Source organism: Dehalobacter sp. 12DCB1 (assembly GCF_004343605.1).
GTDB lineage: Bacteria > Bacillota > Desulfitobacteriia > Desulfitobacteriales > Syntrophobotulaceae > Dehalobacter.
The window spans coordinates 331,886-357,147 of the sequence record NZ_POSF01000014.1 but is presented as its reverse complement, the minus strand read 5'-3'; the positions used below and the strand labels follow the sequence as shown (position 1 = coordinate 357,147).

At 44.6% G+C, this 25,262-nt stretch carries 18 protein-coding genes; 14 read left to right on the top strand and 4 right to left on the bottom strand.

Annotated elements, in window-relative coordinates:
* Positions 1 to 14 precede the first annotated feature (14 nt).
* The 3 genes from amrS to C1I38_RS08605 all read left to right on the top strand — a co-directional run bounded on the left by amrS (position 15) and on the right by C1I38_RS08605 (position 3,757).
* Entirely contained in the window at positions 15 to 962 is a 948-nt protein-coding gene (gene amrS, locus C1I38_RS08615; protein ID WP_119774554.1) for an AmmeMemoRadiSam system radical SAM enzyme, read from the top strand.
* Between the two features lie 283 nt (positions 963 to 1,245).
* On the top strand, positions 1,246 to 2,508 hold the full coding sequence (locus tag C1I38_RS08610) for an ammonium transporter (RefSeq protein ID WP_119774553.1): 1,263 nt from the start codon (positions 1,246 to 1,248) through the stop codon (positions 2,506 to 2,508).
* A 316-nt stretch (positions 2,509 to 2,824) separates the two neighbouring features.
* A complete protein-coding gene (locus C1I38_RS08605) occupies positions 2,825 to 3,757 on the top strand; it encodes a TIGR01212 family radical SAM protein (protein WP_119774552.1) in 933 nt (310 codons plus the stop codon).
* Between the two features lie 11 nt (positions 3,758 to 3,768).
* Here C1I38_RS08605 and eam read toward each other — a convergent pair whose 3' ends face one another.
* Positions 3,769 to 5,031, bottom strand: coding sequence for a glutamate 2,3-aminomutase (gene eam / locus C1I38_RS08600; protein WP_119774551.1), 1,263 nt, complete (start codon positions 5,029 to 5,031; stop codon positions 3,769 to 3,771).
* Between the two features lie 332 nt (positions 5,032 to 5,363).
* On the opposite strand from eam, the gene C1I38_RS08595 reads away from it, so the two are divergent.
* The 5 genes from C1I38_RS08595 (at position 5,364) to alr (ending at position 10,537) form a co-directional block, all read left to right on the top strand.
* Positions 5,364 to 5,966, top strand: a complete 603-nt coding sequence (locus tag C1I38_RS08595) for a TrkA C-terminal domain-containing protein (protein WP_131929997.1) — start codon at positions 5,364 to 5,366, stop codon at positions 5,964 to 5,966.
* 21 nt (positions 5,967 to 5,987) lie between these two features.
* Positions 5,988 to 7,295, top strand: a complete 1,308-nt coding sequence (locus tag C1I38_RS08590; RefSeq protein ID WP_119774549.1) for a histidine kinase — start codon at positions 5,988 to 5,990, stop codon at positions 7,293 to 7,295.
* Positions 7,296 to 7,366: 71 nt separating this feature from the next.
* The gene (locus C1I38_RS08585) at positions 7,367 to 7,723 is read left to right on the top strand and encodes a holo-ACP synthase (RefSeq protein ID WP_119774548.1); all 357 of its coding nucleotides are present in this window, start codon (positions 7,367 to 7,369) and stop codon (positions 7,721 to 7,723) included.
* 116 nt (positions 7,724 to 7,839) lie between these two features.
* Positions 7,840 to 9,405, top strand: coding sequence for an NAD(P)H-hydrate dehydratase (locus C1I38_RS08580; RefSeq protein WP_119774547.1), 1,566 nt, complete (start codon positions 7,840 to 7,842; stop codon positions 9,403 to 9,405).
* A gap of 13 nt (positions 9,406 to 9,418) precedes the next feature.
* Positions 9,419 to 10,537 (top strand): alanine racemase, encoded by a 1,119-nt coding sequence (alr, locus tag C1I38_RS08575; protein WP_119774546.1) that lies wholly within the window; start codon positions 9,419 to 9,421, stop codon positions 10,535 to 10,537.
* Between the two features lie 222 nt (positions 10,538 to 10,759).
* Here the strand turns inward: alr and gdhA are convergent, their stop codons facing one another.
* A complete protein-coding gene (gene gdhA / locus C1I38_RS08570; RefSeq protein WP_119774545.1) occupies positions 10,760 to 12,094 on the bottom strand; it encodes an NADP-specific glutamate dehydrogenase in 1,335 nt (444 codons plus the stop codon).
* A 310-nt stretch (positions 12,095 to 12,404) separates the two neighbouring features.
* Here gdhA and gltB point away from each other — a divergent pair, with 310 nt between their 5' ends.
* The 3 genes from gltB (at position 12,405) to C1I38_RS08555 (ending at position 21,298) form a co-directional block, all read left to right on the top strand.
* Positions 12,405 to 16,961, top strand: a complete 4,557-nt coding sequence (gltB, locus tag C1I38_RS08565; protein WP_119774544.1) for a glutamate synthase large subunit — start codon at positions 12,405 to 12,407, stop codon at positions 16,959 to 16,961.
* A gap of 2 nt (positions 16,962 to 16,963) precedes the next feature.
* The gene (locus tag C1I38_RS08560) at positions 16,964 to 18,448 is read left to right on the top strand and encodes a glutamate synthase subunit beta (protein WP_119774543.1); all 1,485 of its coding nucleotides are present in this window, start codon (positions 16,964 to 16,966) and stop codon (positions 18,446 to 18,448) included.
* Between the two features lie 243 nt (positions 18,449 to 18,691).
* Positions 18,692 to 21,298, top strand: a complete 2,607-nt coding sequence (locus C1I38_RS08555) for a PEP/pyruvate-binding domain-containing protein (protein ID WP_119774542.1) — start codon at positions 18,692 to 18,694, stop codon at positions 21,296 to 21,298.
* Between the two features lie 78 nt (positions 21,299 to 21,376).
* Here the strand turns inward: C1I38_RS08555 and C1I38_RS08550 are convergent, their stop codons facing one another.
* Both C1I38_RS08550 and C1I38_RS08545 read right to left on the bottom strand, forming a co-directional pair.
* The gene (locus C1I38_RS08550) at positions 21,377 to 21,742 is read right to left on the bottom strand and encodes a NifB/NifX family molybdenum-iron cluster-binding protein (protein ID WP_020491784.1); all 366 of its coding nucleotides are present in this window, start codon (positions 21,740 to 21,742) and stop codon (positions 21,377 to 21,379) included.
* A 21-nt stretch (positions 21,743 to 21,763) separates the two neighbouring features.
* Positions 21,764 to 22,132 (bottom strand): metalloregulator ArsR/SmtB family transcription factor, encoded by a 369-nt coding sequence (locus C1I38_RS08545; RefSeq protein ID WP_020491785.1) that lies wholly within the window; start codon positions 22,130 to 22,132, stop codon positions 21,764 to 21,766.
* Positions 22,133 to 22,367: 235 nt separating this feature from the next.
* On the opposite strand from C1I38_RS08545, the gene C1I38_RS08540 reads away from it, so the two are divergent.
* From C1I38_RS08540 to rpoN, 3 genes are all read left to right on the top strand, one after another.
* Positions 22,368 to 22,811 (top strand): PPC domain-containing DNA-binding protein, encoded by a 444-nt coding sequence (locus C1I38_RS08540; RefSeq protein ID WP_165904931.1) that lies wholly within the window; start codon positions 22,368 to 22,370, stop codon positions 22,809 to 22,811.
* 98 nt (positions 22,812 to 22,909) lie between these two features.
* Complete coding sequence (locus C1I38_RS08535) at positions 22,910 to 23,578, top strand: HD domain-containing protein (RefSeq protein WP_020491787.1); 669 nt, start codon at positions 22,910 to 22,912, stop codon at positions 23,576 to 23,578.
* Between the two features lie 279 nt (positions 23,579 to 23,857).
* Positions 23,858 to 25,243, top strand: coding sequence for an RNA polymerase factor sigma-54 (gene rpoN / locus C1I38_RS08530; protein ID WP_026156353.1), 1,386 nt, complete (start codon positions 23,858 to 23,860; stop codon positions 25,241 to 25,243).
* Positions 25,244 to 25,262 lie beyond the last annotated feature (19 nt).

Genomic DNA, 25,262 nt, shown 5'->3' with positions numbered 1-25,262 from the left:
GAGGGATGAAGCATATGGCAGGATTTTCTGAATGTCCGCTATGTCCGCATCACTGTAAACTTAAAGAAGGCCAGTCTGGATTTTGTAAGGTCAGAGGGTGCCAAAATGGTGAAATCATACCACTGACTTTTGCTGAAGTCGCTGCGTTTCATCTTGATCCTGTGGAGAAAAAACCTCTTTATCATTTCTACCCGGGAAGGCAGATATTCTCGGTCGGCGGCTATGGCTGCAACCTGCACTGCTTCTTTTGCCAGAACTATGAGATTTCCCAGAAATATGAGCAGGGCCGCCGGATTTTCCCGAAGCAGTTGACGGAAATGGCCACGGAAGACCCGTCCATCGGGATTTGTTTTACGTATACGGAGCCTCTGGTCTGGTACGAAATGATCTTGGAGACAGCTCCTCTTATTAAAGAATGGGGAGGGAAGGTTGTTCTGGTATCCAATGGGATTATCGAACAGAAATACCTCGAATATCTGATGCCATACCTCGATGCGGTCAATATTGATATTAAAGGATTCACTCCGGAATTCTACGAGAAATACACCGGAGGGAAACTGGAGTGGGTATTAAAAACAGTTGAAACGCTGGTGCCAAACGTTCATACCGAGATTACAACGCTCGTTATCCCGAACTTAAATGACAGTCCACAGGAAATTAAGACGCTGGCCAAATGGCTATCCGGTCTAAATACTCCGCTGGCGTGGCATTTGAGCAAATATCATCCTATGCATAAAAGCAAAATACCGGCAACTGATGAAAAGAAATTAAAAAAACTATGGACGCTGGCCAAAGAAACCCTGCCCTATGTATACCTCGGGAATATGGCAGGAGGAAATACGACCTATTGTCCGCAATGCGGGCAGGAAGTCATCACCAGAGACCTTTGGGTGACCATGAAAACCACGGAAGGGAAATGCGGGCACTGCGGCCGGGATATCTGGGGAGTTGGACTCTTATGACCAATGACAGGTTTAGGGTTAACCAGGTATGCGTAATATTGAAGAATGTATACAGGAATGTATACATTATTTAAACAAAAAACCTCTTTACAGATTGGTTTCCGGATAATATAGTACAGATAGATCGTTTGTTATACACAAGTCAATTAGGCAACGGGGCCTCAAAAAAGTGCAATACTTTTTTGGGGCTTTTTTTATTAGTCGTCGCGCGTAGGTAAAGGCTTGTATCAAACTATCTATAAACCTATAAGAAATACACCAAGAAACTAAGGAGGAGAAGAAAATGAATTACACAACTGGGGATATCGGTTTTATGATTATTTCCACTGCACTTGTTATGTTAATGACACCCGGTCTGGCCTTTTTTTACGGAGGACTGGTTAAAAAACGCCATGTTTTATCCATGATGATGCAAAGTATTATCGCGATGGGTGTTGTAACAGTTATCTGGGTAGTTTTAGGTTATTCGCTTGCTTTTGGACCAGATATCGGTTCAGTCATCGGCGGTCTTGACCATCTAATGCTGAAGGGTGTAGGGCTGGAGCCAAGAACTGAAGGTGCTACAATTCCACATCTTCTTTTCATGGTTTTCCAGATGATGTTTGCAATTCTGACACCGGCTTTGATGACCGGTGCGACTGCCGAACGCTTGCGTTTTCCCGCATTTGTTTTACTGATGAGTTTCTGGAGTTTACTGGTGTACGTTCCGATCGCGCACTGGGTATGGGGCGGCGGCTGGCTTGGAAATTTAGGTGCACTTGATTTTGCCGGCGGTACTGTCGTTCATATCAGTTCAGGTTTCTCCGGTCTGATTGCAGCACTTGTGATCGGAAAACGCATTAATAAGTCCACAGATCCGACCATTCCGCATAATATTCCTTACGTGATTCTGGGCGGCGCCCTGTTATGGTTTGGCTGGTTTGGCTTTAACGCAGGCAGTGAACTGGCGGCTGACGGAATTGCAGTAATTGCTTTTGTGACAACATTTATTGCGGCCGCTTTAGGGCTTTTGGGCTGGGTCGTTGCAGAAAAACTGCATCGTGGAAAGCCAACTGTCCTGGGGGCGATTTCCGGAGCTGTTGCAGGGCTAGTAGCCATAACACCTGCTTGTGCCTATGTAACAAACGCCTCCGCCATGGTAATCGGCCTTGGAGCCGGCGGATTATGCTACTTTGCAGTTGCAATCCTTAAAGATAAGCTTGGTTATGATGATGCGCTGGATGCCTTTGGCATCCACGGAATCGGCGGAACCTGGGGAGCTCTGGCGACAGGTATCTTTTGCACAACCGCAATTAACCCTCTCGGTAAAGACGGTCTGTTCTACACTGGCGATTTCCATCAAGTCGGCATACAGCTCATCGCAGTACTGGCAACATATTTATACGCAGGTCTGGTAACATTTATCCTGCTGAAAGCCATCGGAGCGATCACTCCGCTTACAGCTACAGACGCTGAACAGGTCAGCGGTCTTGATACGACCCAACACGGAGAAAGTGCTTATCCCGATTTTGAAGGATTAACAGCAAATTCAATTTATAATTTATAAAGCAACAAGATTGACGTTATAAGTACAGACCTAAAAATATGATAAGCAGATGTAATCTTATGAAGATAATGAGACCGGAATTCAAAGTATGTCACCTCTAAGCTGGAAATACATTTGATTCCGGTCTCTGGTTTTATTGGAAATAAATTACAGATCTTACCATTGTTGTTTTGTTTTAGACCAACTAAAGCTATAATAGGATACAGGAAAAGACACAAAAGTATATATGACACGGACAAGTCAACGATACAGAGAGTTATTGAACACATGGCATAGAGAAGAGATAAGATATTGCAAGTTAAAACTGGGGCTGAACATGAACAAACGCTATTATACATTAAATGAACATTTCCGCAAATTTTTCGGCGAAAAAGTTATCAAAGTATCTTTGGATGCAGGTCTCAGCTGCCCAAACCGGGATGGGACGGTAAGTGACGGGGGCTGTATATTTTGCAGTGAAAAAGGTTCCGGCGATTTTGCAGGGCAAAGAGGTCTGTCCATTCACGAACAGTTTAACCAGGTTCGGGAAAGGACTCTAAAAAAATGGCTAAAAGCAAAATATATTGCTTATTTTCAATCGTTTTCTGCGACTTATGGTCCTGAAGATTATCTGGAAAATTTATACCGGGAAGCATTGGCACTGGAAGATGTCGTCGGCTTATCAGTCTCGACCAGACCGGATTGTCTGAACGAGGCAATCCTTAATGTTCTGGAAAACCTGAATAAACAGACCTATCTATGGGTAGAACTGGGTCTGCAGTCTGTTCATGACAAAACCTTGGACTGGTTGAACAGGGGACATGATTTTGATTGTTTCCTGGAGGGTGTGAAGAAGCTCAGACAAAGGAATATCCGGGTCTGTGCCCATATCATTATGGGACTGCCCTGTGAAACCCGGGAGGAAATGTATAGGACAGCACAAGCGATCAGCCAAATCCCGATCCAGGGGGTAAAGATTCATTCGTTGCATATCTTAAGAGGGACTCCGCTGGCTGATCTTTACACCCAGGGCGGTCTTCAGCTGCTTTCAATAGAAGAATATATAGACCTCGTAGCCGATATTCTGGAGATTCTTCCTCCCCATATGATTATCCACAGACTCATGGGTGACGGACCACTCAAAGATGTTATTGCCCCAATGTGGACCCGACGTAAATGGGAGGTCTTAAACGGTATCGATCAAGAGATGGAACGAAGAGGAAGCTTTCAAGGAATTCATTATAACGCCAAAATCCCGCTAACCTGGTAAATGCGGTTAACTTAGCCTTCATCAGCGCAATGATTCTCATAATAAACAATTTTCCCTTCCCATGTCTTCAAAATAGCCTGGTGCTCATCGAGGGAAAGAAGATATTGAGGGAGAAGCGGGGTTTTGCCGCCTCCTTTTGGTGCATTGATAATATAGGTAGGAACAGCCAGGCCGGAGGTGAATCCTCTGAGGGCTTCCATAACGGTAAGCCCTTCCTGAATAGACGGAATAAAATGCCGCGTTCCTTTGACATTTTTGGCATGAAAGAGATAGTAGGGACGAACACGAATTTTTAGCAATTCCTGATTCATTTTCTTCATGACATCCGGGTCCGTATTAATGCCTTTAAGCAGTACGGCCTGGTTGCCAAGTACAACACCGGTAGAAACAAGCTTATCTGCGGCTTTTTTAGCTTCCAGCGTCACTTCTTTCGGATGATTAAACTGGGTATTGATATAGATTGGCGGATATTTGGCAAGTATGGCCAGAAGTTCATCGGTAATCCGCATCGGTAGGGTTACAGGGACCCTGGTTCCAAGGCGTTTAATTTCAACATGTGGAATACTATGAAGTTCAGCAAGCAGCCATTCGATGGTCTGGTCACTTAAAAGAAGCGCATCCCCGCCTGTGATCAGCACATCCCGGATTTCTGGGTTCTCACGGATATAATCCAGAGCGGCTTTAAGATCTTCTTTTTCTTTATGTCCGTCCGTTTCGCCGATATTGCGGCGGCGCTGGCAGTGACGGCAGTACATGCCGCACATATTTGTAACGTTAATGATCAAACGGTCTGGATAACGTCTGGTAATACACGGAGCGGGAGAGGTTAAGGCTTCTCCCATCGGATCTTCCTCTCCACTCTTATCGAAAAGCTCTTCTATTTTGGGTATACCCTGTAGTACGATGGGGTCTTCAGGGTTGCTAAAATCCATTAAACTGAGGTAATACGGTGATACGGCCCAACGGTATATCCGGCCAACTGTTGAGATCTCATTTTTTTGAGCTTCGGTTAACGGAAAAAGAGAATCCAGTGTGTTAACATCCATGATCCTGTGGCTCATTTGCCACCGCCAGTCATCCCAAATTTCCTGGGTTGCCCCAAAGTATTGAAGGATCCTTTCCTTTTGGGCAGAATATAAATCTGTCAAATTAAGTCCGGCAGGTATCTGGTTAGCTTTTTGCAGATAGGGTTCAATTCGTTCCTTTAATTCCTCGGCACGTTTTATAGAAAAATAATGATAATCACGATGCGGTCTATATAGTTCGATTGCCATATTTATCCCTCCTCCAAACGCTAATAACAAAAAACCTCCATACTATGAATAAAGTAACTTAATTATACTGCCAACCAATCATATCATTGCAAGTTGTCGGGTGTCAAGAGGGTTAAAATGTCCGATTTAGTCAAATAATGGAAAGATATTAGCGGGTATGGCGCTACTTCAATATTGCCTGGAAATGGTCTTTTTTATAGAAAAGATTGTCTTCCCCAACTACCTAGGGTAGAATTACGTAAAAGGCAAAAAATTTGATGCGTGCATCATAGAAGATATAGAATGATTGGCCGCTTAGTATCTGAAATCAGCAAGGAAAGAAAGGGATTATCTTGGAACAGGCCAAATATCAGGAAATTGCAAATGAGATTGCACATGCTATTGTTCTCGGTGAGTTCCGCGAAGAGGAAAAAATCCACGGAAGATCGACCCTGGCAGGAAGATTCAATGTTTCTCCGGAGACGATCCGCAGGGCAATTGCTATTCTTCAACATGAAGGAATCGTCAGGGTTAAACCAGGTATTGGTATTATTGTAAACTCCAGAATAGAGGCCGAAAAATTTTTAAAGTCTTTTAACCAAAAAAATGAGGTTCAAGCCTTTATTGACGAGTTGAAAAGCCTGATGGAACAGAGAAAGGAAATTGATAAGCAAATTGATGCGCTGCTTGCAAAAGTTTCGACCTATGCCGATCGATATATCTCTCGCTGGAATGATGTCGAAGAACTCAAAATCCAGTCAGAATCATCCGCAATTGGCTGTTCTCTGAGAGAACTTAAAGTCAGAGAAAAAACTGGAGCAACAGTCGTAGGGGTTGTCAGAAACGGTAATGAGAATTTTTCTCCTGAAGCCGACTTTCTGCTCGAAGAAGGAGATATTCTTCTCGTAGTCAGCTCGGAGAATGGCAATAAAAAAGTCCGGAGCTTATTAAAATAATTTTTTGGGGGAGATGTGACGATGAAAAATAAGAATATAATCCTTATTGTGGTCATAGCCCTTGAAATTTCCCTAGGCCTTTATTTACAGAATGCTTTGCTATTGGCCGTTTTTATGGTAATTGATGCCGGATATTACTTCTGGAATATGAAAAATTTAGAAAAAAAGGTCGTGCCGCAGCAGACGTTAAGCAGGGCAGACCTGAGTGTAAAGATTGCTAACGAAACACTTCCTTACCTGCGCGGTGGTTTGAATAAACAAAATGCCGAAGCCATTGCTAAAATCATTCACGGGATTGCTCAGGTGGCCGCAGTCTCGATCACCGATTGTGAGAAACAGCTTGCCTATCTTGGGGCAGGCTGTGACAGACACCATCCCGGCGATAAGATTCTGACGGCAGCGACCAGAGAGGTCATAAACACTGCAAAATATAAAGTTGTTCAGACGCAGGAAGAATTAAACTGCCCGATGTCGGAAACGTGTGACTGTCCTTTGGCGGCGGCAGTCATTGTTCCGCTCGTATGCAAAGGAAATGTTGTCGGAACATTTAAGCTCTATGAAACGAAGGGAGGAAATATTTCTCCTGACCTGATCAGACTTGCACTTGGTATGGGCCAGATTTTAAGCCTTCAGGTGGAAGTGGCTGAACTGGACCATCAGACCAATCTGACGATGGAAGCCAGACTCGATGCGCTTCAAGCTCAAATCAATCCGCATTTCTTTTTTAATGTTCTGAATACAATTATTGCCACCAGTCGAACCAACCCTAACCGGGCCAGAAGGCTGCTGATCCATCTTGCCGAATTTTTCCGAAAGTCTTTAAAATCTAAAGGCGCACTCATTTCGCTTCGGGAAGAGATGGAATTTGTTAATAATTATTTTGTGCTGGAAAAAGCCCGCTTTGGAAAAAAGCTGAAGATTAAGCTGGAAATTCCTAAGGCACTGATGGATGCCGAGGTGCCAAGACTGAGTATTCAACCCCTAGTTGAAAATGCGGTCAAACATGGGATTACCCCTATGATCATGCCGAGTGGTGTTGTAACGATCCGGGTCAGGGAACTCGGGCTGGTAGATGGTAAAAGCGAGCTTTTTGTAGAAGTCATTGATAACGGGATGGGGATTGAAGAAGACCGGCTAAAAGATGTGCTGCTGCCCGGTGTAGGTTCAGGCAATGGTGTAGGGCTCGCTAATGTCCATGCCCGCCTAAAGGGTTTATATGGTTCAGAATACGGATTAAACATTGAAAGCAAAATAGGTGAGGGGACGACTGCGGAAATGAGGCTTCCATACAAGCAGATCAGTCCACAGCAGCCTTCTGCTGAACCCTAAATTCAGGACGCTATTCTTAGTACCGGGGACAGAAAAGGTATTTGATTTTACGAAGAAACGGGGAAGTCCATTTGTATCCAGGTATAGATATTATTGAAATAGCCAGATTTGAGCAGGCCTGCCGGAGACATTCGAAACTGGTTGCCAGACTGTTTACCGATAGGGAACTGACCGAACTATCAAAAAAACATGTGTCTTCCCTAGCTGCTAGGTTTGCAGGCAAAGAAGCGGTGCTTAAGGCACTGGGAATCGGACTCAGGGGTCTTAGCTGGCATGATATTGAGATCTTGAGGAATGAAGTGGGAGAACCAGTTGTATATTTGAGTGAAAGGGCACAGGCTGCAGCACGGTTGAGAGGAGCTGAGACAGTCCGAATAAGCCTCTCTCACAGTAAAGATACGGCCATAGCATCTGTTATTCTGGAATAGATATTGTTGGTACCCCAAATATTAGACAGCAACCAACATTCATTTTGAAGTTGACAAGGTTCTAGGCTGTGTTCATTATAATGAGTAGGAAAAGTTTTTCCGAGGAGGATAGAAAAATGCGTATTGTAAGTGCCGGACAAATGCGCAGCATTGATTCCAACGCAATCAATCATTTTGGAATCCCCGGGGCAATTCTTATGGAGAATGCCGCGTTGGCAGTGGTAAGGGAAATAAAGATTATTTTGCTGAAGGACGAAAAGAAGTCGCTTCACGGTTTGAGGGCAGTTATTCTTGCCGGAAAAGGCAATAATGGCGGTGACGGTCTGGCAGTGGCCAGGCATCTCTGTGTATTGGGGATGGAAGTGACCGTTTTTCTTTTCGCAAATCCTACTGAGCTTCAAGGGGATGCCAAGCTGAATTATGAATTGTTCCAGAAAATGGGGGAAAAGATTATTCCTGTCGAAGACGAAAAACAGCTTCGTCTATTCAAGCTTGCCCTGATGCAGTCTCAGGTCGCTGTTGATGCGCTGTATGGAACAGGCTTTCAAGGAGAAATTCCGGAATCCCTAGCAGGTTTTATTGAAGACTTAAACAAAGCCGACATGCCAGTGGTTTGTGTCGATATTCCCAGCGGTCTGGAAGCAGATACGGGGAAAGTTCATACGATTGCAGTAGAAGGAGATGTGACAGTTACATTTGGCTTACCAAAGCTTGGACATTTTCTTGGAGAAGGATTAATCTATACAGGAAGGCTGGTCATTGACCAAATTTCAATTCCCGAAAAAGTGATAGGCGAAGAAAAAATATTTGCCTATCTATTGACGGATGAAGTCATCCGGCCTTTGATTCCAGTAAGACACATAATGGGCCATAAAGGTACGCATGGCCGGGCGGTTCTGATTGGCGGATCGCTTGGAATGAGCGGGGCTGTCATCCTGGCAGGAAAGTCGGCTCTACGCTGCGGGGCAGGGCTTCTTCAGATCGTTACCCCTGAAGCGATTGCTGAGACGGTCGATTTGGGAGTCATTGAAGCTACGGTTTGGCCAGCAAAGGATTATGAGATGTTAAGCGTCAATGCCTGGCCGGTCATTCAGGAGCGGTTACAAGGAGCTGACGCTTGTGCAGCAGGTCCCGGACTCAGGCAAACGGGGTCATTTCTTAATGTCATAAAAAATATACTGATAGAGACCGATGTACCGGTAGTTCTGGATGCAGACGCGTTGAATCTAATTTCTCGCGAACCGGATGTACTCAGCTTAAGGAAAGGAAGAGGCAATCTTATTCTGACGCCTCATCCTGGGGAAATGGCTCGCTTATGCGGCTGTTCAATTGACGAGGTTCAGGAAAACCGCTTGAAGATAGCACTGGCCAAAGCCCTGGAATGGGGTGCCATTGTTGTCCTGAAAGGCGCAGGTTCGGTCGTTGCTTCGCCGGACGGCAGAGTTTTTCTGAATCCGACAGGTAATGCAGGACTTGGCACAGGCGGCACAGGGGATGTACTGACCGGAAGTATTATGTCCTGGATTGCCCAGGGTGTCCCTCCGTTAGGGGCGGCTTGCATGGGGGTTTATCTTCACGGCAAGGCTGGAGATGTTTTAAAGGATCAGTTTGGTTTATCAGGTTTCACAGCTTCGGAAGTAGCTGATTGCCTCCCGAGGGTCAGAAAAGAGATAGAGCAGTGAGGAGATTTTTAGAATGAATATTTTTCGTCCGGTTTGGGCAGAAGTTGATTTGGGGGCTTTAAGACGCAATTTAAAAAGGATACGGCAGTACGCCGACAGTGAAATAATGCCCATAGTCAAGGCAGATGCCTACGGACACGGTGCAGTCGAGGTTGTTCGGACTCTAAAGGAAGAAGGGGTTACCAGATTCGGGGTTGCTATCCTGGAAGAAGCTTTGGAGCTCAGAAGAGAATTCCCGGATATTGCCCTAATGATCATTGGGCCTACATTGTCGAAGTATTCAGAAACACTGGTCAAAGAAGAGATCATTCCCGAAATATTTCAAATCGAACAGGCTGAAGCGCTTTCAACCGCAGCGCTGAAGCTGAATAAAACAGCAAGACTCCATATCAAAGTGGATACGGGAATGGGCAGGACAGGTTTTTGCGAAAATGCACTTGAGGATATCCAAAAAATTTCAAAGTTTCCAGGCCTTTATCTGGAGGGAATCTATACCCATTTGGCTACGGCCGACAGCACTGATTTGTCTTATGCAAACCAGCAGCTAAAGATCTTTGATGACTTATATGAAAAGTTGTGCGCGGCTGGAATAAAAATTCCGCTCCGTCATGCCGCAAATTCCGCAGCAATCATGCAGATTCCCGAAAGCCATTACGAACTTTGCCGTCCGGGTATCATTTTGTACGGACTTTTACCGATGGACCATGTTGGACAGGAAGCTGGCTTTGAACCGATCATGTCTTTAAAAGCCCGCATTTCCCAGCTGAAGACGATTGAAAAGGGTGGAAGTGTAGGTTACGGACGTACGTTTATTGCCGATAGACCCACAAAAGTGGCAACGCTGCCGATCGGTTACGGAGACGGTCTGCGCCGTTCTCTATCCAATGGTGCTGAGGTCTTGCTGAAGGGAAAGAAAGCCAGGATCATCGGTAAAATATGCATGGATCAGACCATGGTTGATGTAACAGAAATTGAAGGGATCCAAGAAGGAGATGAAGCTGTTCTACTTGGCAAAGACGGTGACTTGTTTATTTCCGCAGATCAGATTGCTGAACGATGCGGAACGATCAGCTATGAGATCCTGTGCGGTATTTCTAAGAGAGTGCCGAGGGTGATGGTTGAGAGCAAATAGTTATTTGAGCAAGTCTGTATGTTTTTTTATTCTGGGAGATAGAAAACTTACATTTGTGGACTAAATTATAGACTGTTTTTAAAAAGAATTGATTACTTATATTAATAAAAAAGACCTTTTGGGTGCGAGTTGTTTGAACATACTCAGTCCCCAAGAGGTCTTTTTAATTTCAATGGTATCAAGACTATATTATGGGTATACAAATCGTTAGGCAGCTCCAGCTTAGATCACGCCGTGAGCCATCATAGTGTTAGCAACTTTCAGGAAGCCGGCAATGTTGGCGCCGACAACCAGGTTGCCTTCACAGCCGTATTCTTTGGCAGCTGAGCTGGCATTGCGATAGATGTTGACCATGATGTCCTTAAGTTTGGCGTCAACTTCTTCGAAAGTCCAGGAATAACGCATGCTATTCTGGGACATTTCCAGAGCGGAGGTTGCAACACCGCCGGCATTGGCAGCTTTACCAGGAGCAAAGATAATTTTATTGGCATGGAATACTTTGACTGCTTCCGGAGTAGAAGGCATATTTGCACCTTCACCGACAGCAAAGCATTTATTGGCAACCAGAGCCTTGGCGGATTCTTCGTTCAATTCGTTCTGCGTAGCGCAGGGAAGAGCGATATCGCAAGGAATGGTCCAGATGCCTTCGAAGCCTTCTTTGTATTCGGCCTTCGGATGGAATTCCAGATAATCCTTGATTCTTCTTCTTTCAATTTCTTTGAGCTGCTTAACGGTCTTCAGGTCGATACCGTTTTTGTCGTAGATGTAGCCGTTGGAATCGCTCAGGGCAACAACATTGGCACCCAGATGCATGGCTTTTTCGGCTGCATAAATCGAAACGTTGCCTGAACCGGAGATAACAACGGTAGCACCTTTAAAGGATTTGCCGATATCTTTAATTGCTTCGTCCATCAGATAAACCAGACCATAGCCGGTTGCTTCGGTACGAACTAAGCTTCCGCCATAAGTCAGGCCTTTTCCAGTAAGTACGCCTTCAAAGAGATTTCTGACTCTCTTATACTGGCCGAACATGTAACCGATTTCTCTGCCGCCAACACCGATATCACCCGCAGGAACGTCAGTGTCTGCACCAATATGTTTGCAAAGTTCGGTCATGAAGCTTTGGCAGAATTTCATGATTTCGTTATCGGATTTGCCTTTGGGATCAAAGTCACTGCCGCCCTTGCCGCCACCGATTGGAAGTCCGGTCAGGGAGTTTTTGAAGATTTGCTCAAAACCTAAAAATTTGATGATGCCAAGGTTAACAGACGGGTGTAAACGCAGGCCGCCTTTGTAAGGACCAATAGCACTGTTGAATTGAACACGGAAACCACGGTTAACCTGAACATTTCCTTTGTCATCGACCCAGGGAACTCTGAACATGATCACGCGCTCGGGCTCGACGAGCCGCTCGAGGATACCAGCTTTTTCATATTCGGGATGTTTGGCAATTACCGGTTCCAAAGATTCCAGTACTTCTTTGAGCGCTTGGTGGAACTCAGGCTCGTTAGGGCTTCTTTTAATAGCCTGTTCCATGACTTGTTGGACATAAGACATATTTTTACCCTCCAGAAAAAAATAGTGTTTTTATCAATAACCGTATTCTACAATATTAATTTGCGTTTGAATATAACAAAACAAACAATATACTGTATTCATTATAAGATATTAGTGATGCAAAATAATGAATTTTAAATATTAAATTTTAATATTTAAACATTGGCAATAAATTGATAAAAAAATAAGAAATATTGAAAAAATTAAAATGAATACAATATTTTTTACTTAAAACAGTTATGTTATTGATGGATTTTTGGTAAAATCGTAAAGAAACTATCGATGTAAACTCCAACAAAGGGTGTGTAATATGGAATACAATCAATTGCCAAGAAAACAGGGTCTTTACGATCCGGCCTTTGAGCACGATGCCTGCGGTATGGGATTTGTCGTGAATATCAAAGGTGAAAAATCGCACGACATTGTCGAGGAAGCTTTAACAGTTCTGGAGAATTTAAACCACAGAGGTGCCAGTGGTGCGGATGAGAATACGGGTGACGGCGCTGGTATTTTGGTACAAATACCCCATGACTTCTTTAAACGGGAATGTGATGTTCTTGGTTTTAATTTACCGGAAAAGGGCAAATATGGTGTGGGGATGATTTTTGCCCATAAATATGAAGATTTTCGGGTTACCCAGATGGATTCTTTTGAAAAGATTGTTCGTGAGGAAGGACAGAAGATTCTTGGGTGGCGGGAAGTCCCGATTGACAAATCGACGGTCGGCCATAGTGCCAAAGCTGTTATGCCTCGGTTTATACAGGTTTTTATCGGAAGAAGCCCTGATCTGACCGATGATATGGATTTTGAAAGAAAGCTCTATGTCATTCGGAAAAGAGCGGAAAAACTGATCATCCCAATGTGTGAAGACAAGGGCGGCTCCTTCTATATTGCCAGCCTTTCCAGCAAAACCATTGTCTATAAAGGTATGCTTACAGCCGAACAACTTAGGAATTTTTATCTGGATCTTTCCGACCTTGATTTTGTTTCGGCACTGGCCATGGTTCATTCCAGGTTCAGCACCAATACCTTTCCGAGCTGGGAGCGGGCGCACCCGAACCGGTATATTGTCCATAACGGGGAAATCAATACCATCAGAGGTAATGTGAACTGGATGAAGGCCAGACAGAAATGCATTGATTCACCGTTGTTTGATGATATTTCCAAGGTATATCCGATTGTTGACGAGTCGGGCAGCGATTCGGCCATGTTTGACAACAGTCTTGAGTTTATCCATCTTACCGGCAGATCGCTTCCTCATGCTGTCATGATGATGATTCCTGAGCCATGGGAAAAGAACGATCTGATGTCCAAAGAAAAAAAGGACTTTTATGAGTTTAACAATTTTATCATGGAGCCCTGGGACGGACCGGCTGCCATGGGCTTTACGGACGGAACGGTTATCGGTGGCGTACTGGACAGGAACGGACTCAGACCATCACGTTATTATGTCACCAAAGATGATAAAGTCATCCTCGCCTCTGAGGTGGGGGTTCTCGACATCAAACCTGAAAATGTCAAATATAAAGGCCGTCTAGAACCGGGTAAAATGCTCCTGATCGATACGGAAGCACAAAGGATCATCTCTGATGAGGAAATCAAAAAGAGTGTTTCCCTGATGCATCCGTATGAAGAGTGGAATAAGAAGCATATTGTCTATTTAAGTGATCTCCCTGCTGACGACGAGTTGGAAGCACCGATGCTGGAAGATATTATCTCCCAGCAGAAAGCATTTGGCTATACCCATGAGGATATCAATAAAATGATTCTGCCGATGGCGACTGATGGCATTGACCCTGTTGGATCGATGGGTATGGACTCACCGCTGGCGGTACTTTCAGACAAACCTCAAATGCTGTACCATTATTTCAAGCAGCTTTTTGCCCAAGTGACGAATCCCCCGATTGATGGCATCCGTGAGGAAATTATTACCTCCGGCACAATGCTCCTGGGGAATGCGGGAAACCTTCTGGATCCTGACCGGACGCATAGTTCCGCAGTGTATTTGGAATCACCGATCCTCACCAATACGCAGTTGGATACCATTATGAAATTAAATAACGGGAAGTTTAAGACAGCCAGGATTTCCATTCTTTACAAGGCGACTGGCGGGCTTAGAGCAATGGAAAGAGCTTTAGACAAAATATCCCGGGAAGCAGATAAAGCAATTGCTGATGGCGCAAATATTCTTGTTGTTTCGGATAGGGGCGTTAATAAAGAATTTGCCGCTATCCCCGCTCTTCTGGCATCTTCAGGTCTGCATCACCATTTGATATGCCGTGAAATCCGGACAAGTGTAGGTATTGTTCTGGAGACCGGAGAAGCCAGGGAGGTACACCATTTCTGTGCCTTGATCGGGTACGGTGTTACCGCGATCAACCCCTATATTGCTTACGAAACGATCAGAGACTTGGCAGCCAAAGGAATGACGAATGGTCTAAGTTATCGGGAGGCAAAAAAGAACTATATTAAAGCCTCGATCAAAGGCATCTTAAAGGTGCTTACGAAAATGGGTATTTCGACGATGCGCAGCTACCACGGTGCCCAGATATTTGAAGCTGTCGGCCTAAAAAGAGATCTGATTGACCGCTACTTTACTCAGACACCATCCCGCCTGGAAGGAATCGGTCTGGAAGAAATTACGATGGAAAATCAAATGCGGCATGAAAGTGCTTTTGATGAGAATGCACTCTACACAGATACACTGGAAATCGGCGGTTTCTACCAATGTAAAGATAGTGGGGAGATTCATCTCTACAACCCGGAAACGATCTACCTGCTTCAGCGCGCCTGCCGGGAAGGCAATTACAATCTTTTCAAAGATTACTCCAGAAAAATTAATGACGAGGAGATCTATACACTCAGGCAGCTGCTGGATTTTAAAATAAGCGCCGGAGATACGATTCCAATCGAAGAAGTCGAACCGGTCGAGTCTATCGTCAAAAGATTTAAGACCGGGGCGATGTCCTATGGCTCGATCAGTAAGGAAGCCCACGAATGTATGGCGATTGCCATGAACCGTTTGGGCGGCAAAAGTAACAGTGGTGAAGGTGGCGAGGATCCTGAAAGATTTAAAAAACTGCCTAATGGCGACAGTCTAATCAGTGCCATCAAACAGGTTGCTTCAGGTCGTTTTGGTGTTACCAGCAGCTTTCTGGTAAATGCCTCGGAAATACAGATCAAAATGGCACAAGGAGCCAAGCCTGGAGAGGGCGGGCAGCTTCCAGGCCGGAAGGTTTTTCCGGCGATTGCCAAAGTCCGACACTCGACACCAGGCGTTGAACTAATTTCCCCCCCGCCGCACCATGATATCTATTCGATCGAAGATTTGGCGGAACTGATCCATGACCTTAAAAATGCCAACCGTGATGCCCGAATCAATGTTAAGCTTGTTTCTGAAGTGGGTGTCGGTACGATTGCGGCCGGTGTGGCCAAGGGCAAGGCCGACGTTATTCTGATCAGCGGCTATGATGGCGGTACAGGTGCTTCACCGCGAACAAGCATTAAAAATACAGGATTGCCGTGGGAATTGGGTCTTGCCGAGACCCATCAGACCCTTGTGCTTAACCGCTTGAGGGACAGGGTCGTCCTGGAAACAGACGGTAAGCTTCTGTCAGGCAGAGATGTTGTCATCGCTGCGCTCCTTGGCGCTGAGGAATATGGATTTGCCACCACTCCACTCATTTCCATGGGCTGTGTGATGATGCGCGTCTGCAACCTGAACACCTGTCCGGTAGGTATTGCAACCCAGAATGAAGAGCTCCGCAAGAATTTTGCCGGCAAACCTGAGCATGTTGAGAATTTTATGTTGTTTGTTGCACAAGAAATGCGGGAGATCATGGCGAAACTTGGCTTCAGGACCATTAATGAAATGGTTGGACGTACAGACAGGCTCAAACACAAAGAAAATATTAAGAATTGGAAAGCAGCCCAGGTTGATCTTTCCCAGGTTCTGTATCAGCCCTACGCCGGTGCAGATGTCGGCAGATTTAAGTCACAGCAGCAAAACCATGGACTGGAAGAATCCTTGGACATGCGCAAGCTTTTAAGAATGTGCAAGCCGGCCCTGGAACACAAAAAATCAATCCGGGCCAAACTGAAGATCAACAATGTGGACCGCGTGGTTGGAACCATTGTCGGCAGTGAAATAACCAAGCGTTTCGGGGAAGAAGGGCTTCCGGAGGATACCATTAAGCTGACCTTTGTAGGTTCTGCTGGTCAAAGCTTTGGTGCATTCGCACCCAAGGGCATGTCTTTGGAACTTGAAGGTGATGCTAATGACTATATCGGCAAAGGCCTTTCGGGTGGTAAAATTATGGTCTATCCGCCAAAAACTTCAGATTTTGAACCAGCGAAAAATATCCTGATCGGCAATGTCGCCTTCTACGGCGCAACTTCAGGTGAAGCCTATATCAACGGAATTGCCGGCGAAAGATTCTGTGTCCGAAACAGCGGCGTCAATGCGGTTGTTGAAGGTGTCGGCGACCATGGCTGTGAATATATGACCGGAGGAAAAGTTGTGATCCTGGGTAAGACAGGACGGAACTTTGCTGCGGGTATGTCCGGCGGTGTTGCCTATATCCTTGATTTTGAAGAAATATACTGCAACAAGTCCCTGATTCTCATGGAAAAAATCACTTCGGAAAAGGAACTGAAAGAAATCAGGGAAATGATCCGTAAACATGTAGCGCACACGGGAAGTCCCCTAGGCCGGAAAGTACTGGATGATTGGGCGAATTACACGCCAAGATTTACGAAGATCATACCCAGAGATTATAAAAAGATGATGGAAAATATCGATAGAGCTCATAAGGCTGGCTTAAGCGGTGAAGAAGCCCTGACGGCTGCCTTTGAAGGGAAGGTCTGATCATGGGAAAAGCAACAGGATTTTTAGAGTATAACAGAATCGATCCGAAGAAAAGGAAGCCTGAAGAGCGGATCAAAGACTACAATGAAGTCAAGCTTCCCCAGGATCCCGAGATTGTTCGGACACAGGGTGCGCGTTGCATGGACTGCGGGGTACCTTTCTGCCATGGCGGTGTACTCTTGAACGGCGCCGCTTCAGGTTGCCCGCTGCACAATTTGATTCCAGAGTGGAATGAGCTCGTCTATAAAGGACAATGGCGAGAAGCGTACAAACGGCTGAGTAGAACAACGCCGTTCGCGGAATTCACCTCAAGGGTTTGCCCTGCACCTTGTGAAGGGGCTTGTACCGAAGGCTATATCATGGACGCTGTAACCATTAACAGCATTGAATATGAGATTATCGAGAAAGCGTTTGCCGAAGGATGGGTGACCCCTAAGAAGGCCAAAGCCACCGGTAAAAAAGTCGCTGTTGTCGGTTCAGGCCCGTCCGGACTGTCGGCGGCCTATTATCTGAATGCCGTCGGCCATAAGGTCACGGTGTATGAACGGGATGATCGGGCCGGGGGACTTTTGATGTATGGGATCCCCAACATGAAGCTTGATAAACGATTTATTGAAAGGCGGCTTGATGTACTGAAGGCGTCCGGGATAGAGTTTGTTTTGAATACCGAAGTCGGCAAATATATGAAGGCCCAGGAGCTCGTAGAAAACTATGATGCCGTTGTGCTGTGCACAGGGGCTACCAAGCCCCGGGGGCTGGATGTGAAAGGCAAAGATCTGAAAGGGGTTTATTATGCCGTAGACTTCCTGAAAGCGACCACCAAAAGTCTATTGAATTCCAACCTGAAGGATGAGAGTTTTATCAGTGCCAAGGGTAAGAATGTCATCATCATTGGCGGCGGGGATACTGGGACAGACTGTGTGGCCACGGCAATCCGGCATGGCTGCAAAAGTGTTTTCCAGTTTGAAATTCTGCCTGAGCCGCCTGCTCGTCGTATTGAAGCTACGAACCCCTGGCCGGAATGGCCGAAAAAGCTAAAAGTAGATTACGGACAGGAAGAAGCAATCACTCTCAATGGCAAGGATCCGAGAAATTATTGCATTTCCACCACAAAGATTGTGGGCAATGAGAACGATGAGGTCAAGGAAGTCCATACAGTCAACCTGACCTGGGTTAAAGACGCTGCCGGCAGAATGGTTCCGCAGGTGATTCCAGGAAGCGAAAGGGTATGGGAAGCGGACCTGATCCTGCTTGCCATGGGTTTTTTAGGGCCGGAAGACAGTATACCTGAAGAGCTTAAGCTGGAGCGGGATGCCCGCAGCAATGTCAAAGCGGAATATGCGTTTTTTGAGACGAATGTCGACAAAGTTTTTGCTGCTGGCGACATGCGCAGAGGTCAGAGTCTGGTTGTCTGGGCTTTCCAGGAAGGGAAGCTGGCAGCCAGAGAAGTGGACAAATATTTGATGGGCAAAAGTATAATTATCTAGCCACTTGTTATGATAAACAGAGTGTAATGTTCATGCCGGATGTGATAACATGATATTACACGGCATCTACCGTTATGCTTTATCATACCGAATAGTAAAGCCAAGTAATGGATAGATGCCAGGATTCATTGCTTGGTTTTTGCGTATCGGTTATTGGCTGCTTGCACATATAGATTTGAATGTCAGCAATTATTAATTTTAAGGATAAAATGATAGCTAAATTGGCGTAAGGAATGATGTGTAATGGATCAGCGTAAGAAAATAAGGTCCGGCCTGCCGGGGCTCGATGAGATCATCGACCATCTCAGGATTGGTGATAATGTTGTTCTGCAGGTTGACAATATCGCAGATTATGAATCCTTTGTGCTGCCTTTTATCAGAACGAGTCTGGACGAGGGCAGAAAAGTGATTTATATGCGGTTTGCGCGTCATTCTCCAATTATTGACGACAATGAAAATGTTAAAGTGTACCATATTGACGCCGAACACGGTTTCGAAGCTTTTTCCACGCAGGTCCACCAGATTATTGCAGCTGAGGGAGAAGAGGCCTTTTACGTTTTTGATTGTCTGTCCGATCTTTTGTACACCTGGGCAACGGATCTTATGATCGGCAACTTTTTCCAGATCACCTGTCCGTATTTATATGAACTGAAAACGGTAGCTTTCTTTGCAATTTATAAAAATATGAATTCGTATGAGACGATTTCGGCGATTCGGGAAACGACTCAGGTATTGATCAATATCTATAATGTCAGGGGACAGACCTATATTCATCCGGTCAAGGTGATTGACAGGTACTCACCGACGATGTTTCTGCCGCATATCAAACAGGCGCAGGAATTTATTCCGTTAACAAGCAGTAGTGATGCTTCAAAGCTGTTTGCAGATATGTCCCTGAATGTGTTTGATGCTCCGCGAAGGCATTTGGATTATTGGGATCGGATGTTTTTGAAGGCGTCAGACACCTATGAAAAGGTAAAATTCAGCCGTATGCCGTCTGCTGAGGAAAAAAACCTGGTAGAGAAGCTCTGTCGGATGGTTTTAAGTCGCGATGAAAGATTCCTTGAGTTGCTGACGAAGGTCTTTACCCTGGAAGATCTGCTTCAGATCAAGTCAAGTTTAATTGGATCTGGATTTATCGGTGGTAAAGCAGTCGGAATGCTTCTGGCCAGAAAAATTTTGCTTGAAGATAAAAATTTTGATTATAAAAAAATTCTCGAACCCCATGATTCGTTCTACATTGGTTCCGATGTCTTTTACACTTATCTTGTTAAAAATGGTCTCTGGAAACTTAGAATGGAGCAGAGAAAACCTGAAAAATATTTTTCTCTGGCCAGAGTCATTAAAAGCAAAATACTTAGCGGTATTTTTCCAGAGAATGTAAAAAACCATTTTTTGCGGGTCCTGGAGTATTTTGGACAATCACCAATCATTGTCCGCTCCAGCAGCCTTTTGGAAGATGGATTTGGCAATTCTTTTGCTGGAAAATATGAAAGTGTTTTTTGTACGAACCAAGGTACGCTCGAACATCGCTATCTTGAATTTGAAAACGCTGTGAAACAAGTCTTTGCCAGCACGATGAGCGACGACGCGCTGATGTACCGTTTGAAACGAGGAATAGCCGACCAGGATGAGCAGATGGCTTTGCTTGTGCAACGCGTATCGGGTTCTTATCGTAAAGAATATTTTTTTCCGGATCTTGCTGGGGTCGGCTACTCAAACAATATCTATGTCTGGGATGAGAAAATGTCTCCGAAAGCGGGCATGCTGCGGGTAGTTGTAGGTCTAGGCACCCGGGCTGTAAACCGTACGGCGGGCGACTATGCCAGAATTATAGCGATTGATGAACCTTTGTCATCACCTCTAACGGATTTTGACGATTACAGGCAATATGCCCAAAGAAATATTGATGCGCTGATGGTAACCAAAAACAGTATGATTGGTATCGCGTTCAACGATCTTTTAAACGAAATTGACGATCCCAAACTGCATTATTTTGCGCAGAGAGATTATACTGCAGAAAAAATGATGAAAGAAATAGGCCAGCAAGACCGGCAGGCCTGGATTATTAATTTTGATCAATTTCTGTCCGATTCCACTTTCGTCGGGGTCATTCAAAAAATGCTTAAATCCCTGGAAAAATTCTATGCGTATCCAGTGGACATTGAATTTACCGTTAACTTTAAAGATATGGATCATTATCAGATCAATCTCCTGCAGTGCAGGCCGCTGCCCGCAAAAGGTCTCAAAAGTAAGGTGGTGTTCCCGAAATATATTGATTTCCAAAAAACATTCTTTCAAAGCCATAATACTTTTATGGGTGGGAATATCCATTACGGTATTCAGCGAATCATTTATGTCGAGCCTGAAAGCTACAGCCGGCTGAGTGATCTCGAAAAATACAGGGTAGCCAGATGTATCGGCAAATTGAACAGCCAGATTGAGAAAGAAAACATGACCGTGCTGCTGCTCGGCCCTGGACGATGGGGAACCAGTACACCTTCGCTCGGCGTGCCTGTTTATTTTTCCGAAATTAATAATATCACCGTGCTTGGTGAAATTGCAGTCAAAGAGGGCGGGTTCACCCCAGAAATATCTTACGGAACGCATTTCTTTCAGGATCTTATTGAAAGTGATATTTTTTATGTGGCGCTTTTCCCGGAAGGCAGGGGAGGAGTCCTTCAGACAAAATTATTAAACCACTTTCAAAATTTGCTTCCTGAGCTGCTACCACTGAGCGCCTCCCTTGGAGAAATCATTAAAGTATACGATGTCAATAAAGGAACGCATAAAGATCTGGAGATTATTGCTGATGTCGGGAAACAAAAGGCGGTATGTTTCTTTAAATAGAATCTGATGCTGACAAGATAAAAAAGTAGCCCTTCGGGGTCATTACTTTCCCTTAGGGCTAAAAAATATCTATCAAGGTTAGTGGCATCCGTGATGGCTGCAGCTGTTCATGGCAGAGAATTCCGGAAGCTGGTTATCCAGGAAGAGCTGGATGTTAACCGAAACGGTGGTATTATCAACCCGAAAAACACGAACTCCTTGCGCATTAAGTTTCATCAGGGCGCCTGCACCGATTCCGCCGACTAATATCGCGTCCACCTGTTCTCCGCCCAATGCCTTCAAAGGCTGGCACATCCCGTGTTCATGATGAGAATCTCCGTTGCCGATGACTTTTATCTCTTCTTTACCCGGGTCGTAGATAAGAAAGAATGGGGCTGAGCCAAAATGATCATAGGGGATACTCTCAAGTCCTTTGTCTTCTTTTACAGGGATACAAATTTTCATATTTAGCTCCTTTTCTGAAGTTTATTTATTGCTTGAACGCTCACAGCACTTTTCACGCTGGGCCTTACAAGCATATTGACAATTAAATGGGACGCTGAAAACATCTTTGTAGTGACCCGCGGTGTGGGTGCCTGATATCTGCTCAATGAATCCGATCACATCTTCAAAAACAGATTGCTGTAAATTGTATTGTACAAAGTAGCCTGTTTTCTCGCCAATCAGAAGGCCGGCTTCCTTTAAAATTTTAATATGTTGAGACACCGCTGCTTCGGAAATTTGAAGATGTCTTGCAATTCCTTTGGCACAGATGCTTCTTCTAGACAGGATAAGCAAGATCTGCAGTCTTGTTTCATCAGAGAGCGCTTTGAATACCTGCACAATTTGATCCATATATCCTCCGGGTATTTTTAGTTAACTGAATACTTAACTAAATTATAAAATACTTAAGTAGTTAAAGTCAAGCAAAATGTTTTCTAACCTGGTTATAAAAGAAACTCTTATGAACATGGCATTTTTGTCTGTATGTTATAATGATATGAGGTACTTTTATGCCTTCATTAAAAGCGTTTATTGCAAGTTACTGGCAACCCAAAATGATTACAGCCATAGAAAGAAGGGGACAGCATTGAAATATATAGAAGCGACATTGGGGAGAATATTCATCCTGAGATTGGAACACGGAGAAAAAATCCCGGCCATTATTCAGGATTTTGCCGAAAAACACCAGATCAATTCCGCACTGGTTCATTTTCTGGGAGGGGCGGACAAGGGCAGCAAGGTCGTCGTAGGACCTGAAGACGGACAGGCCCTTAAACCCCGCAAGATGATGACAGAGCTTCAAGGCGCCAGCGAAACACTGGGAGTCGGAACTTTGTTTCGAAACGAACAAGGGAACCCGGTCTTGCATATGCACGCCGCTTTTGGCAGAGAGGAAAAAACAGTAGCAGGCTGTGTACGTGAAGGGGTCGACATCTGGCAAATCGGCGAGGTCGTCATGATTGAACTGAATACAAGTGATGGCTCTAGAAAGATTAATCCTACCACAGGTTTTGAGTTGCTCGAAATATAGTAGATACGCCAACTGATTCTTGGCAGTATTTTTTCATTTTGAATGCGCCGTGGGCGAATACAATGCTTTATTGGGACAGGGAGGCATAAAATATATCGATGGAAAAACGGTATCGGGTTCTGCAGGATATTGTAGAGAAAGAGCTGTCTTATGCGGCCCACGATCTGGATCATGTTATGCGGGTCTATCATCTTTGTTTGATTCTGGCCGGGCAGCGGGATGATGTCGATACGGAAGTATTGATTCCGGCCGTCCTGCTTCATGATATTGCCAGAGCCAAAGAGGATGAAGATAATTCCGGAGAGATCGACCATGCCGTATTGGGTGCGGAAATGGCCGAGAAGATCCTTCAAGACCTAAATTATGATCCGGATTTGAGGCAGGAGATCACACACTGTATTTTAGCGCACCGGTTCAGGACGGGCCATCAGCCGGAGAGCATCGAAGCCAAAATCCTCTTTGATGCCGACAAACTTGATATTATCGGAGCAACTGGGATTGCCCGCTCTTTCATGCTTGCTGGACAGCACGGGGAAAGACTATATCATGAGGTTTCTGTCGAAGAATATCTAAAGGAAAATATCGGTGAGAACGGCAGGATTAAAGATGCTTCCAAACATACGACCAACCTGGAATTTGAGCTTAAATTGAGAAAAATACCGGACAGGCTGTATACGGAAGAAGCGAAAGTAATCGCCAGAAAAAGGGTCAGATTTATGGAGTTGTTTTTCGAGACTTTGGTGGAAGAAGTAACAGGAAATAAATAATCGAAATAAATAGTCCTTGGAACGAATCTATAAACCGTTGAAATTGGTGGCAGATGAAGAATAATTTACATAAAAAAATTAAAAAACGATAATAGAAAGTATTTTAAATAGGTTGTATACTTAACTCAGATATTGTTTGGCATGAATCTTGCCGTGAGGGTCAAGTGATGTATCATGCCCGAGGAAATCCCGGCTTCTAATGTGAAAAGAATATGAAAATGCCGTCTGTCCGGGAATCTGTATAGTATTTTGATTTGATTCAGAAGGTGGATGGAAAATATGAGGCAGATACGCCAAGATATATTTCTTGAACAGCAACAGAGATTGTTCATGACCACTGAACTGCGTCAGGCAATTTTTGTATTGCAGATGTCGACTCTGGAGCTAAGCGAGTATATCACAAAAAAAATTGAAGAGAATCCTTTCCTGGACGAAGATGAACCCGTTGCTGAAAACAATGAGGTTGTCAGCAAAACTGCAACCCGGGTTAATATGGACGACCTAATTGAACATTTCAGCAGCGACAGTAATATTGGTTATATCTGGAACGAGAAGAATGAAAATAACACCGGATACGAACAATATTTGTCTGATCGGCCAAGTTTATATGAACAGCTTGAATTACAATTGAATTTAGAGATCAAGAATCCTGCGGATATTGTCATTGGAAACTTTCTAATAGGAAGCATTGACCGGAACGGCTATTTTACAACAGAACTGGAATATGTTAGCCAAAAGTTGAATGTTGCCGTTGAGAGAGTGGAAGAGGTCCTGAGGGTCATTCATACCTTCTATCCTATCGGTGTAGGTGCCCGTAATCTCCAGGAATGCCTGCTTCTGCAAATGAGAGCAAACGGCAAGGACAGCGAGTTTGCGGAACGGGTTATTCAAAATTACTTCCAGGATCTTGCCGACAAAAAAATGATGAAAATAGCCAATGCCCTCTCCGTATCTGCGAAGCAGGTCCAAGAAGTCTATGATCTTATCAAGACGCTTGATCCGAAACCCGGACTGCAGTTTGGCGCTGAAAGAAATCCTTTTATCTGGCCTGATGTTACGATTATGAGAGACCAGAACGATTATTTGGTTATTGTGAACGACCTCGATTTTAACTATTTGAGAATCAATCAGACGTATGTGGCTATTCTCCGTAATTCGAATGCGTTATGTGATGATGTAAGAAAATATCTTGAAGAAAAGTTTGATTCCGCTTTGGGACTCATCCGCGGAATTGAACAAAGAAGACTGAACATTTACAAAGTTGTGCAAAGTATTGTTGATATTCAAAGAGAATTTTTTGACAATGGCATTGAATATCTGAAGCCCTTGACCATGAGTCAGGTTGCGGATTTGGTCGGTATCCATGAATCTACGGTAAGCCGGGTCACCTGCAACAAATACGTTCAGACGCCGCGTGGACTGTTTGCTTTGAAGTATTTCTTTAACTCCGGTGTGGGTTCTTATGACTGCGACAAAATAAGTTCGAAAAGTGTCAAACACTTGATTCAGGATATCATCAATAAAGAGGACCCGAACCAACCACTGAGCGACCAGGATATTATGGACATGCTTGTGAGCAAGGGGATAAAGATATCTCGGAGAACGGTCAATAAGTACCGTCAGAGTATGGGGATACCGACAAATCTACACCGTAAAAGATATTAATTGTCCAAAGCCTATAATT

Coding starts and splice junctions, on each gene's coding strand:
- amrS (WP_119774554.1), top strand. CDS start 15: ATGGCAGGATTTTCTGAATGTCCGCTATGTCCGCATCACTGTAAACTT.
- C1I38_RS08610 (WP_119774553.1), top strand. CDS start 1,246: ATGAATTACACAACTGGGGATATCGGTTTTATGATTATTTCCACTGCA.
- C1I38_RS08605 (WP_119774552.1), top strand. CDS start 2,825: ATGAACAAACGCTATTATACATTAAATGAACATTTCCGCAAATTTTTC.
- eam (WP_119774551.1), bottom strand. CDS start 5,031: ATGGCAATCGAACTATATAGACCGCATCGTGATTATCATTATTTTTCT.
- C1I38_RS08590 (WP_119774549.1), top strand. CDS start 5,988: ATGAAAAATAAGAATATAATCCTTATTGTGGTCATAGCCCTTGAAATT.
- C1I38_RS08580 (WP_119774547.1), top strand. CDS start 7,840: ATGCGTATTGTAAGTGCCGGACAAATGCGCAGCATTGATTCCAACGCA.
- alr (WP_119774546.1), top strand. CDS start 9,419: ATGAATATTTTTCGTCCGGTTTGGGCAGAAGTTGATTTGGGGGCTTTA.
- gdhA (WP_119774545.1), bottom strand. CDS start 12,094: ATGTCTTATGTCCAACAAGTCATGGAACAGGCTATTAAAAGAAGCCCT.
- gltB (WP_119774544.1), top strand. CDS start 12,405: ATGGAATACAATCAATTGCCAAGAAAACAGGGTCTTTACGATCCGGCC.
- C1I38_RS08560 (WP_119774543.1), top strand. CDS start 16,964: ATGGGAAAAGCAACAGGATTTTTAGAGTATAACAGAATCGATCCGAAG.
- C1I38_RS08555 (WP_119774542.1), top strand. CDS start 18,692: ATGGATCAGCGTAAGAAAATAAGGTCCGGCCTGCCGGGGCTCGATGAG.
- C1I38_RS08550 (WP_020491784.1), bottom strand. CDS start 21,742: ATGAAAATTTGTATCCCTGTAAAAGAAGACAAAGGACTTGAGAGTATC.
- C1I38_RS08545 (WP_020491785.1), bottom strand. CDS start 22,132: ATGGATCAAATTGTGCAGGTATTCAAAGCGCTCTCTGATGAAACAAGA.
- C1I38_RS08535 (WP_020491787.1), top strand. CDS start 22,910: ATGGAAAAACGGTATCGGGTTCTGCAGGATATTGTAGAGAAAGAGCTG.
- rpoN (WP_026156353.1), top strand. CDS start 23,858: ATGAGGCAGATACGCCAAGATATATTTCTTGAACAGCAACAGAGATTG.